The organism is Pantoea sp. USMM079, from assembly GCF_037153115.1.
GTDB classification, from domain to species: Bacteria; Pseudomonadota; Gammaproteobacteria; order Enterobacterales; family Enterobacteriaceae; genus Pantoea; species Pantoea communis.
Genome location: NZ_JBBCKX010000020.1, coordinates 47129 through 61272 on the forward strand (window position 1 = coordinate 47129; position 14144 = coordinate 61272).

16 protein-coding genes are annotated in these 14144 nt (G+C 53.6%); 10 read left to right on the forward strand and 6 right to left on the reverse strand.

What is annotated here, in order from left to right; genetic code table 11:
• The first annotated feature begins 102 nt into the window (after positions 1 to 102).
• Positions 103 to 552, forward strand: coding sequence for a DUF4385 domain-containing protein (locus WFP70_RS20250; protein ID WP_337024173.1), 450 nt, complete (start codon positions 103 to 105; stop codon positions 550 to 552).
• Here the strand turns inward: WFP70_RS20250 and rimO are convergent.
• Positions 549 to 1874, reverse strand: coding sequence for a 30S ribosomal protein S12 methylthiotransferase RimO (gene rimO / locus WFP70_RS20255; protein ID WP_039336388.1), 1326 nt, complete (start codon positions 1872 to 1874; stop codon positions 549 to 551). The genes WFP70_RS20250 and rimO overlap by 4 nt on opposite strands.
• Positions 1875 to 2204: 330 nt before the next feature.
• On the opposite strand from rimO, the gene WFP70_RS20260 reads away from it, so the two are divergent.
• The 3 genes from WFP70_RS20260 (at position 2205) to WFP70_RS20270 (ending at position 4853) form a co-directional block, all read left to right on the forward strand.
• Positions 2205 to 2840 (forward strand): carbonic anhydrase, encoded by a 636-nt coding sequence (locus tag WFP70_RS20260; protein ID WP_058961964.1) that lies wholly within the window; start codon positions 2205 to 2207, stop codon positions 2838 to 2840.
• Between the two features lie 117 nt (positions 2841 to 2957).
• Positions 2958 to 3614 carry a DUF3313 domain-containing protein gene (locus WFP70_RS20265; RefSeq protein WP_160832410.1) on the forward strand — a complete coding sequence of 219 codons (657 nt, stop codon included), beginning with the start codon at positions 2958 to 2960 and terminating at the stop codon, positions 3612 to 3614.
• Between the two features lie 105 nt (positions 3615 to 3719).
• Entirely contained in the window at positions 3720 to 4853 is a 1134-nt protein-coding gene (locus tag WFP70_RS20270) for a PQQ-dependent sugar dehydrogenase (RefSeq protein WP_337024172.1), read from the forward strand.
• Position 4854: 1 nt separating this feature from the next.
• Here the strand turns inward: WFP70_RS20270 and WFP70_RS20275 are convergent, their stop codons facing one another.
• The gene (locus WFP70_RS20275) at positions 4855 to 5511 is read right to left on the reverse strand and encodes an HAD family hydrolase (protein WP_337024171.1); all 657 of its coding nucleotides are present in this window, start codon (positions 5509 to 5511) and stop codon (positions 4855 to 4857) included.
• Positions 5512 to 5787: 276 nt separating this feature from the next.
• Between WFP70_RS20275 and WFP70_RS20280 the strand changes: the two genes are divergently transcribed.
• Entirely contained in the window at positions 5788 to 6993 is a 1206-nt protein-coding gene (locus tag WFP70_RS20280; protein ID WP_337024170.1) for a serine hydrolase, read from the forward strand.
• A 37-nt stretch (positions 6994 to 7030) separates the two neighbouring features.
• Here WFP70_RS20280 and ybjG read toward each other — a convergent pair whose 3' ends face one another.
• The 3 genes from ybjG to WFP70_RS20295 form a co-directional block, all read right to left on the reverse strand.
• Positions 7031 to 7636, reverse strand: coding sequence for an undecaprenyl-diphosphate phosphatase (ybjG, locus tag WFP70_RS20285; protein ID WP_337024169.1), 606 nt, complete (start codon positions 7634 to 7636; stop codon positions 7031 to 7033).
• Positions 7617 to 8378 (reverse strand): phosphatase PAP2 family protein, encoded by a 762-nt coding sequence (locus WFP70_RS20290; protein ID WP_337024168.1) that lies wholly within the window; start codon positions 8376 to 8378, stop codon positions 7617 to 7619. The genes ybjG and WFP70_RS20290 overlap by 20 nt, the downstream gene beginning before the upstream one ends.
• A gap of 202 nt (positions 8379 to 8580) precedes the next feature.
• Positions 8581 to 10269 carry an aspartate:alanine antiporter gene (locus WFP70_RS20295; protein ID WP_097119352.1) on the reverse strand — a complete coding sequence of 563 codons (1689 nt, stop codon included), beginning with the start codon at positions 10267 to 10269 and terminating at the stop codon, positions 8581 to 8583.
• A 255-nt stretch (positions 10270 to 10524) separates the two neighbouring features.
• Between WFP70_RS20295 and ybjM the strand changes: the two genes are divergently transcribed.
• Positions 10525 to 10896 (forward strand): inner membrane protein YbjM, encoded by a 372-nt coding sequence (ybjM, locus tag WFP70_RS20300; protein ID WP_034820751.1) that lies wholly within the window; start codon positions 10525 to 10527, stop codon positions 10894 to 10896.
• A gap of 33 nt (positions 10897 to 10929) precedes the next feature.
• Here the strand turns inward: ybjM and WFP70_RS20305 are convergent, their stop codons facing one another.
• Positions 10930 to 11193 (reverse strand): GrxA family glutaredoxin, encoded by a 264-nt coding sequence (locus WFP70_RS20305; RefSeq protein WP_034820748.1) that lies wholly within the window; start codon positions 11191 to 11193, stop codon positions 10930 to 10932.
• A 261-nt stretch (positions 11194 to 11454) separates the two neighbouring features.
• On the opposite strand from WFP70_RS20305, the gene WFP70_RS20310 reads away from it, so the two are divergent.
• The 4 genes from WFP70_RS20310 (at position 11455) to WFP70_RS20325 (ending at position 13927) form a co-directional block, all read left to right on the forward strand.
• The gene (locus tag WFP70_RS20310) at positions 11455 to 11706 is read left to right on the forward strand and encodes a DUF1418 family protein (protein WP_097119351.1); all 252 of its coding nucleotides are present in this window, start codon (positions 11455 to 11457) and stop codon (positions 11704 to 11706) included.
• Positions 11707 to 11718: 12 nt separating this feature from the next.
• On the forward strand, positions 11719 to 12441 hold the full coding sequence (gene nfsA / locus WFP70_RS20315) for an oxygen-insensitive NADPH nitroreductase (RefSeq protein WP_337024167.1): 723 nt from the start codon (positions 11719 to 11721) through the stop codon (positions 12439 to 12441).
• A 17-nt stretch (positions 12442 to 12458) separates the two neighbouring features.
• Entirely contained in the window at positions 12459 to 13361 is a 903-nt protein-coding gene (gene rimK, locus WFP70_RS20320) for a 30S ribosomal protein S6--L-glutamate ligase (protein ID WP_337024166.1), read from the forward strand.
• Between the two features lie 86 nt (positions 13362 to 13447).
• Positions 13448 to 13927 carry a YbjN domain-containing protein gene (locus tag WFP70_RS20325; protein ID WP_337024165.1) on the forward strand — a complete coding sequence of 160 codons (480 nt, stop codon included), beginning with the start codon at positions 13448 to 13450 and terminating at the stop codon, positions 13925 to 13927.
• Positions 13928 to 14144 lie beyond the last annotated feature (217 nt).

Consider the following 14144-nt stretch of genomic DNA (forward strand, 5'->3'; position numbering starts at 1 on the left):
GCAAAGTAGGCTAGTAGAGAAGTTATCGGTGTAAAAGCACATTGCTTAAGAGCCGCAAAAAAATAATTGCAGTAAGTGATAATGTCGTGCAGGAGAAATGCAGTGAAACCCTTTGATTACGAACAAGACTTTAAGAATATTGATTTCCGACAGCGGCCAGACCTTTATCAGGTTGGGCGCGGTGAGCAGGGGGTGTTAATGGTGGAGCCTTACAAGAGCGAAATTCTGCCATTCTGGCGCTTCCGGACCGTGGAACTGGCTCAGGAATCTTCCGTTCAGATCATGCAGTTGTTTGAGGAGTACCGCGCACAGGACGACTTTGTCGGCATGGATATGGCGCGAAAATTTATTCAGATGGGTTATACCCGCGCGCGCCGATATAGCAATCACAAAGGCGGACGCAAATATGATGCAGACGGTAACGAGCTACCTCGTACCACAGAAAAAGAAAAGGCCGCAGCGGCGGCCATCTTTAAATCATGCTGGGATCGGCTGAGAGCGGATACCGATTATCTGGCGCGCAAACGTGCGCACCAGCAGCTGCACGGTTAAACGCGCGTACCCCATAAATCGTACTCATCGGCGTGTTCAACTTTGACACGCACCACATCACCGACTTTCACCTGACGATCGCCATTCAGATACACCGCACCGTCGATCTCAGGTGCATCGGCCATGCTGCGACCCACCGCGCCTTCTTCATCCACTTCATCGATGATCACCAACACTTCACGGCCGATTTTCTCCTGCAAACGTTCGCTGGAGATTTTCTGCTGCAATTGCATGAAGCGATCGAAACGCTCCTGCTTCACCTCTTCCGGCACCTGGTCCGGCAGTTGGTTGGCCGTCGCGCCTTCAACCGGGCTGTACTGGAAGCAGCCAACGCGATCCAGACGCGCTTCTTTCAGGAAGTCGAGCAGCATCTGGAAATCTTCTTCGGTTTCGCCGGGGAAGCCGACGATAAAGGTCGAACGCAGCGTCAGTTCCGGGCAAATTTCACGCCAGCGTTTGATGCGCTCCAACGTACGTTCAACCGCACCAGGGCGCTTCATCAGCTTCAGAATGCGCGGGCTGGCGTGCTGCAACGGAATATCAAGATAAGGCAGAATTTTCCCTTCGGCCATTAACGGAATCACGTCATCCACATGCGGATACGGGTAGACATAGTGCAGACGCACCCACACGCCGAGTTTCGCCAGCTGTTCGCACAGGCTGACCATGCTGGTTTTCACCGGGGATCCGTTCCAGAAACCGGTGCGGTGCTTCACATCCACGCCGTAAGCCGAGGTATCCTGTGAGATAACCAGCAGCTCTTTGACGCCAGCTTCCACCAAACGTTTGGCTTCGTCGAGCACCGAACCAATCGGGCGGCTGTCGAGATCGCCACGCATAGAAGGGATGATGCAGAAGGTGCAACGGTGGTTACAGCCTTCGGAAATTTTCAGGTAAGCATAGTGGCGCGGCGTCAGCTTCACGCCTTGCTCTGGCACTAAGCTCAGGAACGGGTTGTGTTCCGGCTTTGGCACATAGGTGTGAACGTGCGACAGCACTTGCTCGTAGCTATGAGGGCCGGTGATTTCCAGTACCTTAGGATGCACTTCGCGGATCTGATCCACTTTGGCACCCAGGCAACCGGTGACGATCACTTTGCCATTCTCGTTCAGCGCTTCACCGATCGCTTCCAGTGATTCCTGTACGGCGCTATCAATAAATCCACAGGTGTTAACGATGACGATCTCCGCATCATCGTAGCGTGGCACCACATCGTAGCCTTCAGTACGCAGTTCCGTCAGGATGCGTTCTGAGTCGACGAGGTTTTTTGGGCAGCCGAGTGAGACGAAGCCTACGCGCGGCGGATTTTTGACATGGCTCATAAGGATAATAATTCATCATAATTAGTGTGGATAGGCGGGGGATTGTACAGAGGTTGCGAGGGAAAATGTATAGGTGATGTAAGAATCTCCTTAACCGCATAATGGGCGTTTCCCGCTATGCTTAATGGAGCTGTTATCCGTTCAAATCGTCGCCGATAAGGCTGGCGACTGCGAACCGTTAACGGTGATCCGAGTTGTGTAATCCAGCCTGTTTTGCTTAAATGTTCGGTTGGTGATTGTAAGTTATTCACCGCACTGAAGAATTTGAACGCGTGCTGACGGTGCAGATCGTACCGCCAGCGCAGATGCGGATAAAGTGAGAGCAGACAAATGCAAGAGATCGTTAAAGGTTTTCTGAATTTCCAACAGAATGTGTTCCCTGAAAGGAAGGATCTTTTCAAAAGTCTGGCGTCAAACCAGAATCCCAAAGCCCTGTTTATCTCATGCTCAGACAGCCGTCTGGTGCCTGAATTAGTCACCCAATCCGAGCCAGGCCAGCTGTTCGTGATCCGTAACGCCGGTAATATTGTGCCGCCGTTTGGTCCCGAACCGGGCGGTGTCTCCGCCACGATTGAATACGCGGTCGTTGCGCTGGGTGTGACTGAGATCATCATTTGCGGTCACTCCAACTGTGGTGCCATGAACGCCATCGCGTCTAATGCGGATTTAGAAAGCATGCCAGCGGTCGATCACTGGTTGCACTACGCCAATGCGGCGAAAGCCGTGGTGGAAGAGCGTAACTATGAAGCGGTGGAAACCCGTCTCAATGAAATGGTCAAAGAGAACGTGATTGCTCAGCTGAACAATATCAAAACACACCCTTCGGTAGCGGTGGCGCTGCGTAAAGGCAAAGTGCGTCTGCATGGGTGGGTTTATGATATTGAGAGCGGCGGCATTATTGCCCTGACCAAAGGCGGCGAAAGGTTCATTTCGTTGTCTGAGAATCCTGAGACCTGCTTCGAGTGATTCCCTAACCACCTGCAATGCAGGTGGTTTCTTCTCCCATTCTGTGAAAATTTCCCGCCAAAGCGCAGCGTGCGCTCTACACTTGAGAAGCGATTTACCTCTTATAAGGGCTTTCTCATGCGATTTCGTCTTTATATTCCTGCTTTAACGCTGGCTATGCTGGCGGTAGGTTGTACCTCTCATGTTGCGGATAAACAGCAGTTTTCCGGCTTTCTCGGCGATTACAGCCAGTTAAAATCTGAACAGTCACCCAGCGGTAAACCGACATTGCGCTGGATCTCGCCGGATTATCACAGCGCGGATTACACCAATGTTGTGTTCGAACCCGTGGTTTACTATCCCGCCGCGCGACCGACTGAACGCATCAGCCAGCAAACATTGGATCAAATCCGTCAGTACACCGATAGTCAGTTAAAACGCGCGGTCGCAGAACGTAAACCGGTGGTGGGCAAGCCTGGTGCACATACGCTCAGGGTGAAAAGCGCCATCACCGCCGTGACGGCAGAAAACGAAGGGATGCAGTTCTACGAAGTGGTGCCGATTGCGGCAGTTGTAGCGAGCACCATGGCGGCCACTGGCCACCGTACGCAAAACAGTGCGCTGTTCCTCGAGGTGGAAGCGGTCGATGCGCAGACCGGTAAGCCAATGATCAAAGTTGTGCGCAAAGCCTTTGGTAAATCCCTGCCGAACAACAGTACGCCAATTACGCTCAACGATCTTCGTCCGGGCATCGACGAAATGATTCGTGATGTTGTGGCCTTCTCCGCGCCTTAATCCCGTCGCCCGGCGCTATGTCGGGCTTAATGTTTTGTAAATCCTGCACATCCTTTCTTACGGGCTGACTACCCTTAACGGCAGACCGTGATAAAGGAGAATCCCATGCGTTTACTGCCTGTCGCGCTGTTGCTTGGCGCATTGAGTTATGCCCATTCGACCCTGGCTGCTGATGTTCAGGTACAGGTACTACAGGACAAACTTGATCATCCGTGGTCAGTGGCTTTTCTGCCTGACAATCAAACGTTGTTAATTACCGAACGCTCCGGGCAACTCCGCAGTTGGCAGCCGGGAAAAGGCTTGTCGCAACCCATTAGTGGCGTACCCAAAGTGTGGGCAAATCGTCAGGGCGGCTTGCTGGATGTGGTGCTGGCACCGGATTTCGCCCAGAGCCGCCGCGTGTGGCTCAGTTACACCACGGCAGATGACGAGGGGCGAGCGGGCGGTGTGGTCGGCTACGGGCGACTCAGCGACGATAACCGTCAATTGAGCGACTTCAAGGTGGTGCTGGAGCAGACACCGAAACTCTCCAGCGGTGCCAATATGGGGACCCGGCTGGCATTTGATGGTCAGGGCTATCTCTACATTGCCTTTGGCGACAACTTTTCCAGCCTCAGCGCCCAACAGCTCGACAAGCTTTCAGGAAAAATCGTGCGCCTGACCCAGAACGGTGAAATCCCGGCAGACAATCCTTTTATCCAGCGCAAAGACGCGCGGGCAGAAATCTGGTCTTACGGCATGCGCAATCCACAGGGATTAGCTTTCAATCCGTGGACGCAGCAAATGTGGGAGAGTGAACACGGCCCACGCGGCGGCGATGAAGTGAATATCCCGCAGAAAGGCAAAAACTACGGCTGGCCATTGGCCACCTACGGCATTGATTACAGCGGACAGAAAGTGCCGGAAGCGCAGGGCACGCACGTGGCGGGCACGGAACAACCGCAGTTCTGGTGGAAAGTGTCACCAGCCATCAGCGGGATGGCGTTTTACAACAGCGCACGTTTCCCGCAGTGGAAAAACTCGCTGTTTATCGGCGCATTAAAGGAAAAAAGCCTGATTCGCCTGCGGGTGAACGGCGAGAAAGTGGTCGAAGAGCAGCGACTGCTGGAGGATCGCGGTGAACGTATTCGCGATGTGCGTCAGGGGCCGGATGGTTATCTCTATGTGCTCACCGATGAAGCTAACGGCAAGCTGTTAAAAGTCGGGCTGGCGGAACCCGCCAGCGCCTCGCGTGGTTAACTTAACGCACCCAGCTGCATACTTCCCAACCCCGCTGCTGCGCTTCCTGCTGCAGCAGCGCATCCGGGTTAATGACCCAGGCGTGATCAGCATGGTTGAGCAAGGGTAAATCGTTCATGGAGTCGCTGTAAGCCCAGGTTTTTTCAAAGCGCTTATCCTGTTGCAAAGCCTTCCAGTCACTCAGACGAGTGACTTTCCCCTCGCGATAGGTGGCTGTGCCATAAATCTGGCCGCTGTAGCGCTCGTCAACCACTTCTACGCAAATCGCCAACGCGCCGTGTACACCCAGACGTTGCGCAATCGGCACCGCCAGATGATCGCCACTGGCGGTAATGATCATCACGGTGTCGCCGCGTTGCTGATGCCAGTTTATGCGTTCCCGTGCGGCGGGGAAGACGCGTGGCAGAATATCGCGATGGATGAAACGCCGTACCCAACCCTCAACCGTCAGGGTCGCCATACCGGCGAGCGGGGATAGCGTGGTGCTCATATACTCTTCAATCGACAGGGTGCCGGCATGGTATTTCTCCATTAAGGCTTGTTCCTGAGAGATGAGTGCTTCGGGGGCAAATCCCTGTGAGACCAGCCAGCGCAGCCACAGGCTGGTACTGTCTTCACAAATCAGGGTTTCGTCCAGATCGAAAACGGCTAAGTCCATCGTGGTTCTCCTCGGGCTGATTGGCATCAGGTTAGCGGAATTTTGTGACTGGCTTAACCGTTCTGCGAAAAATCGGAATTTCTCTCACTTTTTCCACTACGGCGTAACAGTAAAAGTGGCAGCGCGTCGGGGTTGATGCCAGGGTTACTCTAATAAACTCTATAAAACTTTACGGTTGGACGGTTTTGTTCGCAGGTGGTAAGCGTGTAGCTTTTATTAAGACATGTCTTACCTGCTAGAAAACCATGATTTAACAAGGACAATCTGGTCACGCTCATGAGAAAAAACTCCGTCATTTCTGCCTTGCGGCCGCTGGCTGCCACTTCATTATTAGTGCTTTTCCTTCCCGTCACCACTCAGGCTGAACAGGCGCCTGCTGCACCGCAAATTGAGGCCAAAGCCTGGATTTTGATGGACTACAACAGCGGCAAGGTATTGGCTGAGTCCAATGCCGACCAGCGGTTGGACCCCGCCAGCCTGACCAAAATGATGACCAGCTACGTGGTCGGCCAGGCGCTAAAAGCCGGCAAGATCCACAACGATGACCTGGTCACTATCGGCCAGGATGCATGGGCAACCGGCAACCCGAAGCTGCGCGGTTCTTCACTGATGTTCCTGAAACCGGGTGACCGTATTCCGGTCTCTGAACTCAACAAGGGCGTGGTGATTCAGTCAGGCAATGATGCCTGTATCGCGCTGGCCGATTATGTCGCCGGTAGCCAGGACTCGTTTATCGGTCTGATGAACAACTACGTTAAGGCGTTTGGATTACAGAATACCCACTTTATGACCGTGCACGGGCTGGATGCCGATGGGCAATACAGTACCGCGCGCGATATGGCGATTATCGGCCAGCGTTTGATCAGCGATGTACCTGAAGAGTATGCGTTAAACAGTGAGAAAGAGTTCACCTTTAATCACATCAAGCAGATGAACCGTAACCGCCTGTTGTGGAGCAGTAACCTGAAGGTGGATGGGATTAAAACCGGACACACTTCGGGCGCGGGTAATAACCTGGTCGCGTCCGCCGTGGACGGAGACATGCGTTTGATCTCGGTGGTACTGGGTACGCAAACCGATGCGATCCGCTTCCGTGAAAGTGAGAAGCTCCTCACGTGGGGTTTCCGTTTCTACGAAACCGTGACACCGATTAAAAGCGATAAGCCTTTTGCCCAGCAGCGCGTGTGGTTCGGTGAGCAGAGTCAGGTCAATCTCGGTGTCGCGAAAGACGCAGCGATCACTGTGCCGAAAGGGCAGATGAAAAACCTCAAGGCGAGTTTCACCCTGAATTCACCGCAGCTGGAAGCGCCACTGGAGAAGAATCAGGTGGTGGGGACCATTGATTTCCAGCTGGATGGCAAAACCGTGGATCAGCGTCCGCTGGTGGTGATGGAAGCGGTGCCGGAGGGCGGATTTATTGGCCGTATCTGGGACTTCATTATGATGAAATTCAACGGCTGGTTTGGGAAGTGGTTTAGCTAGTCCCCTATCGGGCGGCCCGAGTGAGCCGCCCTTTACCTTATCCGCGTACCCATCCTTTTTTGATCGGCATAGCGAACAGGGCGCGATATAGTTGGTGGGTGAAGGCCAGCATGCGTTCGCCATACAACTGCCACGCCATATGCGAAGCCAGACACGCCAGCAAGCCCACCAAAAATCCGCCCAGCATATCCATTGGCCAATGCACGCCCAGATAGACGCGCGACCAGGCAATGGTGCTGCCGACCGCCAGTAAAATCACCCCTGACCACAGTCGGTGCCAGAAGATAAACGCCAGCGCAAAAGTAAAGATGGTGGTGCCATGATCGCTGGGGTAAGAGTCATCGGCGGCGTGTGCCAGGAATTGATGTCCGAAGCCAATAGCAAACGGGCGCGGATGTGGCAGTAGCTGGCCGACACACCAGGAAATACTTAATGCATAAATCAGCGCTATGCCGGTTTTCAGAACCAGCGCGCGTTGAGATTGCACCTGCTCACGCGGTCCCCAAAACCACAAGGCCACAATCAGCAGTGGGACAATGGCAATCACATCTTTGGCGATAAAGGTCGCCAGATTAATCAACCATGGCGGTGAATCCGTCGTGGCGTTGATCCATAGAAACAGGCTATGGTTGAGCGCTTCCATCACGTTTGCTTTTCCTCATCTTGTCTACCCAAAAAGAAACACCAGCAAAAATCAGCACCTGGCTCAGCCACACCCACCAGCCAGCCCACAAGTTGTGAGAGAAAAAGTGGGCACCGCGCATCACCTGTCCGTATCCCATCAGTAAGCCCACCGCGATACCGAACAACAGCGCCAGCACGGCGCGGCGCGGACGCTCGGGCCACCACAGGAAGAACAGCGCCATCAGGGCAAAGCCGCTGGAAGCGTGACCGCCGGGGAAGCATTGCCCGGGACCGCTGTTAGCCGGAGTCGGGTCCAGCAGTACAAAACTGGCTGCCTTACCGCCAAACATCGCCAAATCCCATGGATAGGAGTGCGCGCTGTGCGCCTTCAGGATGCCCACCACTAATGGCCCCATACCAAACAGCAGGGCCACCAGCACGCGGCGGCCATCACGCTTCTGCACACCTCGTAACAACATCAATACCGCACCGGCGATGATCACATCCTTGAACAAGCGATGATTGATCAGATCCAGCCAGCGGTTGTGTTGCCACGGAAACGTCTGCGTCTGTGGGGCAAACCACTGCTGGCTGATAGCGATATCCAGGCTTTCGTGGCGCGACCACCACATAAACACCAGTGCTGAAATTGCCAGTAAAATAAAGTTGATAGCGTAAAAGCGACCAGACAAACAATAAATAGTCGGGCTCTTAATCTTATCGTGGGTTGTTGGAGTGTTTAACTTTGATGAAAGTTGCATGAATATTGGAAAATAGCGAAACCAGAGTGGCAGGGTCGCAATTTACGCTTAGGAGAACCTTAAGCGGCAGGAATTGCAGGCATAAAAAAACCCGCAAGTCAGTGACCGGCGGGCTCCACAATTTGGGGATTTCAAAGAAAAGCAGTGGCACTTATTCAGACTGCGCCCCAAATAGAAAGTTCTGAACGCAGTAAAAATATTTTTAAAAAGGCAAAAGCGGCCAAATTATCACAATAAGCGTGCCGGCGAGCGTCAGCAAAACGTTAGCAATCGCATAAGTTCCTGCATAGCCGAGTGCCGGAATGCTACTGCGTGCGGTATCGCTGATAATCTCCATGGCCGGGGCACAGGTGCGAGCGCCCATGATGGCACCAAACAGCAGCGCGCGGTTCATACGCAGCACGTAGGCACCAAACAGATAGCAAATCACCACCGGGATCAGACTCACCAGCAGACCGCTGAGCAACATCAAGGCGCCCGCGCTGCCAAGGCCATGTTGCAGGCCACTACCGGCGCTCAGGCCGACACCTGCCATAAACACCATCAAACCGAACTCTTTCACCATGGTCAGCGCCCCTTGCGGAATGTAGCCAAAGGTCGGATGGTTGGCGCGCAGGAAGCCGAGCATGATACCCGCGAACAGCAAACCGGCGGCGTTACCGATGCCAAAGCTGAAGTTGCTGAACTGGAAGGTGATCATGCCGATCATCAACCCAATGATAAAGAAGGCGCAGAAGGCCAGCAGATCGGTCATCTGACTGTGAATCGCAATAAAGCCGATGCGATCCGCCAGGCTTTTCACACGGCGTGCTTCACCGCTCACCTGCAATACATCGCCTTTGTTCAGCATGATGCTGTCATCAATCGGCATCTCAATCTGACTACGAATCACCCGGTTAAGGAAACAACCATGATCGGTGAGTTTCAGATGGCTCAGGCGTTTATTCACCGCATTGTGGTTCTTCACTACAATCTCTTCGGTGACGATGCGCATGTCGAGCAAATCGCGGTCGAACACCTCTTTGCCGTTACGGAAGCTGGCATCGAGGCGTGCGTGTGCGTCGGGATAGCCCACCAGCGAGATCTCATCGCCGAGTTGTAGCATCGCATCCCCATCCGGGCTGGCGAGAATACCGTTACGACGCAGGCGTTCAATGTAGCAGCCGGTCTGACGATGAATGCCCAGCTCGCGCAGATTTTTACCGCCGCTCCATTCCACCAGTTCCGGGCCAACGCGATAGGCGCGGATCACCGGCAGGAACACTTTACGCTGGCTGTCAGCATCCAGACCACGTTCCCGTGCAATCTGCTGCGCACAGGTCGGTAAGTCCTGATGTTGCAGACGAGGCAGATAGCGCGCGCCAAAGATCAGGCTGACCAGACCAATCAAATAGGTGAGGGCGTAACCGAGGCTGAGGTTATCCTGCATCATGCTGAGCTGATGGTTGTCACTGATGCTTTGTCGCAGCGTGTCACCCGCGCCAACCAGTACCGGCGTGGAGGTCATGGAACCGGCCAGCATGCCTGCCGTGAGACCAATATCCCAGCCGAACACTTTGCCGAGTCCCAACGCAACGAGCAGGGCGCTGACCACCATAACAATGGCAAGAAGGAAGTAGTTTTTACCGTCGCGGAAAAAGATCGAGAAAAAGTTAGGTCCGGCTTCAACACCGACACAAAAAATAAACAACATAAAGCCGAGACTGAGTGCGTCGGTATTTATCGCAAAGTGCTGCTGACCTAAAATCAATGAAACAACGAGGACACCAATGGAATTTCCTAGCTGTACCGAGCCGAGACGTAATTTGCCTAAGCACAGCCCCAGGGCTAAGACGACAAATAATAACAGAACGTCATTTCCGCTTAACAATTCTGCGACGTTAATGTTCACGGTTTAACTTCTTCTTTACCTGTAACAAGTTGATGAAAGGGCCTTTTTTCGCTATCTTGTGGCAGCTGTGAATGTCCTTGCCGCCAGGAAGGTGCAGACCATTATTTAAAACGGCGTCATTCTAATCATAAATAACTTCCTCAGCTATCAGCAGTTTTTAATCCTTCTGCCAGCGGCTGTTTCTTTTTATTTCCACTTGTGCGCATCAGGGCAGTAAACGTTTCAATATTGTTAACAACAAAGTTGAGGATGGTTATGTTGCAGCGCAATAATCGCTGGCCAGCATCGGTTCTGGGTATGATGCTTTATACGCTGGTGTTTATTTTTGCACACCATTTTTGGGCCGTTGCCGCGGAACAAGCGATGCGCGGACAGCCTGAATTATTGCTGTTTTTATTGCCGGGCATGTTAATGGCGCTGTTGCAGCCGGATAGTCCCCTGGTCAGTACACTGTGGGTCGCCGTGGTGGGCACGCTTTTGGGTATGGCCTGGATGTGGCTCACCGTCACGCAGATGCACAGTTGGCTGCTGATTGTTGCATGGAGTTTAAGTGCGCTGTTTTGGGCTGGATGCGGGGCGTTACTGATCCGCCTGATGAGGATTATGCTGGCGATGCGTGCCGAATAGCACGATCAAAAACGGGCCCGCAGGCCCGTTTGCTTAGGCTTCAACACCCAGATTTTCTTTGGTCCATGCCGCAAATTCGGTGTAACCACCGATGTGCTGGTCATCAAGGAAAATCTGCGGCACGGTGGTTACCGGTTTGCCGGCACGTGCTTCCAGGTCGGCCTTGGTGATGCCGGTCGCCTGAATATCGACGTACTGATAGTTGAAATCATCGCGCTCGCTGGTCAGCTTGGTGGCTAACTCTTTCGCACGTACGCAGTATGGGCAGCTTGAACGGCCAAAAATCACTGCAATCATTGCTTCTCTCCTTCCGCTGCTGTTTTGTGACCAGTTTCACATTACAGCGTGAATAATGGCTAACATCTTGCCCGCCCATCCTGCTTAAGCAAAGAAGAAAATGCCTGTTACTCTAATGACCGCAATCTATGTCCATCATACTTCACTCCGCAGACGCGTTTGGCTTCAGTTAAGCTGCTGGTGATAGCCATGCCTTGCTGCAGAGCGAATTATTCGGGTCTAAAATGCGACTGACCTATTGAGCAACTGAGGAAATCGCCCATGCGTAATCTGGCCACGTTGCCGAAACCGGTTTTGCTGCTGGAAGTGCTTGGCGTGCTCGCGGTGATTGGTGCGCTATTACTGGTTAATAACTGGATTGCGGCACCTGATTTTATGGCGCAGAAGTCGCTGGCGACGCTGCTTTTTTTCCTTGGCATTGCGCTGATGCTGCCTGCCGCCTGGCTGATGATGTGGCGTACCGCGCAAGCGATGGCACCGCAGTTGTTCAATCACAACCACAAAAAGAAGTAACCGGAGAGGATTATGACGCCGACCATCGATTTACTGTGCAGCCACCGTTCCATTCGCGCCTTTACCGAGCAGGGCATTGATGATGCTCAGCGCAGCGCGATCATTGCTGCAGCACAAGCGGCCTCGACCTCCAGTTTTTTACAATGCTCCTCGATTATTCGCATTACCGACCAGGAAAAGCGTGATCAGCTGGTGCAACTCAGCGGCGGGCAGCCATGGGTGAGTGCCGCCGCTGAGTTTTGGGTATTTTGTGCCGACTTTAATCGTCATCAGCAGATTTGCCCGGATGCGCATCTCGGACGCGCCGAGCAACTGCTGTTGGGTTGTGTCGATACCGCATTAATGGCACAAAACGCCATGGTCGCGGCGGAATCGCTGGGGCTGGGTGGCGTGTTTATTGGTGGTATCCGTAACAGTATCGCGCAAGTCACCGATTTGCTGGAACTGCCGAAATTTGTGCTGCCACTGTTTGGCTTCTGCATCGGCCATCCAGCCTCTGCCCCAGACGTGAAACCGCGTATGCCAGCGGCGATGCTGGTGCATGAAAATCGTTATCAATCTGTCGATAAAAGCGTGCTGGACCAGTACGATAACCAAATCACGGCTTATTACCAGCAACGTGACAGCAACCAGCGTTCGGAAACCTGGAGCGAACTGATTCAACGCCTGATCATCAAAGAAACGCGTCCGTTTATGCTGGATTATCTGCATCAACAGGGCTGGGCAACGCGCTAAGCACAAGGAATTCTGCAATGAAGATGGCCATTCTCACGCGTGATGGAACGCTGTACTCGTGTAAGCGCCTGCGCGACGCCGCGGAAGAGCGTGGCCATCAGGTGCAGATGATCGATCCGCTCTCCTGCTACATGAACATCAACTCCGATTCGCCCGCAGTGCATTATCGTGGCGAACCGCTGGGCCACTTTGATGCCGTTATCCCGCGTATTGGCACGGCGACCACCTTTTACGGCACGGCGGTGCTGCGCCAGTTCGAGATGTTGGGCAGCTATCCGCTGAATGAATCGGTGGCCATCACCCGGGCGCGTGACAAACTGCGATCGCTGCAGCTGCTGGCGCGCGAAGGCATTGATATGCCGATCACCGGGTTCGCCTCTTCGCCTGATGATACCCAGGATGTGATCGCCATGGTCGGTGGTGCGCCGCTGGTGGTGAAACTGGTAGAGGGCACGCAGGGGATTGGCGTGGTGCTGGCGGAAACGCGCCAGGCGGCTGAGAGCGTGATTGATGCCTTTCGTGGCCTTAACGCCCACATTCTGGTGCAAGAGTTTATCAAAGAGGCACAGGGGCGAGATATTCGCTGCCTGGTGATCGGCAATGAAGTGGTAGCGTCGATTGAGCGTGAAGCGAAAGAGGGGGATTTCCGCTCAAATCTTCATCGTGGCGGTAAAGCGCACGCGGTGACCATCACCGACAAAGAGCGGGAAATCGCCGTGAAAGCCGCATCCACGCTCGGGCTGGAAATCGCAGGGGTGGATATTTTACGCGCCAACCGCGGCCCGCTGGTGATGGAGGTGAATGCCTCGCCAGGGCTTGAGGGCATCGAAGGCACCACCGGCCTCGACATCGCTTCCATGATGATTCATTGGGTAGAAGCGCATGCTTGCCCCGGCTATCGTCTTAAAACCGGGGGCTAGGCGCGCTTTTACGTGGTTTTCGTGGCATCAGTTAGACTTTTTCCGTAAGCTAAGGCGCTTATTTCTTCACCCCACAGGACATAACGATGGATTCACTGGTCGTTCCTGACATCGACATCCTGCGTCGCTGGCTGGATCAACAAAATATCACCTGGTTCGAATGCGATGCCTGCCAGGCACTGCACCTGCCGCACATGCAGAATTTTGACGGGGTGTTTGATGCAAAAATCGACCTGGTGGACAACGTCATCCTCTTCTCGGCCCTCGCGGAAGTGAAACCCACAGCATTGATTCCTTTGGTCGGCGATTTATCGCAGATCAATGCCAGTTCGCTTACGGTAAAGGCTTTCATCGATATCCAGGATGACAATCTGCCCAAGCTGATTGTCTGCCAGTCGATCAGTACCACTGCCGGATTGACGTTTGGTCAGTTCTCGCACTTTATGAAGCAAAGTGAAGAGGGCGTTTCCATGGTGATCATGGAAGCCTTTGCCAATAATTTGCTGATGATGGGCGAAGAAGAGGAGCGCCAACCTGGCTCCAGCAGCCACGCGATGCTGCACTGAGTTCCCCGCCTCGCTAACTGCCGCTTTTTGCGGCAGTTTTCATTTTAGCCCTACCACTTTTTATTCTGCATTTTGCCCTTTATTGCCAGATATTAGTCGTGCTTTATGCCGCTAGTGCCAAACCCCATAGCAGAAACATGCATAAAATATCGCAAAAAGGCGTTTTTTACGCTGGGATCTGGCACGCCTGAAGCAGGGGGGCTATTCTTGCGGGGCT

Bases quoted from the DNA above. Each gene is read 5' to 3' on its own strand.
- nfsA (WP_337024167.1), top strand. From the start codon at position 11,719: ATGACGCCGACCATCGATTTACTGTGCAGCCACCGTTCCATTCGCGCC.
- WFP70_RS20270 (WP_337024172.1), top strand. From the start codon at position 3,720: ATGCGTTTACTGCCTGTCGCGCTGTTGCTTGGCGCATTGAGTTATGCC.
- rimK (WP_337024166.1), top strand. From the start codon at position 12,459: ATGAAGATGGCCATTCTCACGCGTGATGGAACGCTGTACTCGTGTAAG.
- WFP70_RS20275 (WP_337024171.1), bottom strand. From the start codon at position 5,511: ATGGACTTAGCCGTTTTCGATCTGGACGAAACCCTGATTTGTGAAGAC.
- WFP70_RS20265 (WP_160832410.1), top strand. From the start codon at position 2,958: ATGCGATTTCGTCTTTATATTCCTGCTTTAACGCTGGCTATGCTGGCG.
- WFP70_RS20305 (WP_034820748.1), bottom strand. From the start codon at position 11,193: ATGATTGCAGTGATTTTTGGCCGTTCAAGCTGCCCATACTGCGTACGT.
- WFP70_RS20290 (WP_337024168.1), bottom strand. From the start codon at position 8,378: ATGCAACTTTCATCAAAGTTAAACACTCCAACAACCCACGATAAGATT.
- rimO (WP_039336388.1), bottom strand. From the start codon at position 1,874: ATGAGCCATGTCAAAAATCCGCCGCGCGTAGGCTTCGTCTCACTCGGC.
- WFP70_RS20280 (WP_337024170.1), top strand. From the start codon at position 5,788: ATGAGAAAAAACTCCGTCATTTCTGCCTTGCGGCCGCTGGCTGCCACT.
- WFP70_RS20310 (WP_097119351.1), top strand. From the start codon at position 11,455: ATGCGTAATCTGGCCACGTTGCCGAAACCGGTTTTGCTGCTGGAAGTG.
- ybjM (WP_034820751.1), top strand. From the start codon at position 10,525: ATGTTGCAGCGCAATAATCGCTGGCCAGCATCGGTTCTGGGTATGATG.
- ybjG (WP_337024169.1), bottom strand. From the start codon at position 7,636: ATGGAAGCGCTCAACCATAGCCTGTTTCTATGGATCAACGCCACGACG.
- WFP70_RS20325 (WP_337024165.1), top strand. From the start codon at position 13,448: ATGGATTCACTGGTCGTTCCTGACATCGACATCCTGCGTCGCTGGCTG.
- WFP70_RS20260 (WP_058961964.1), top strand. From the start codon at position 2,205: ATGCAAGAGATCGTTAAAGGTTTTCTGAATTTCCAACAGAATGTGTTC.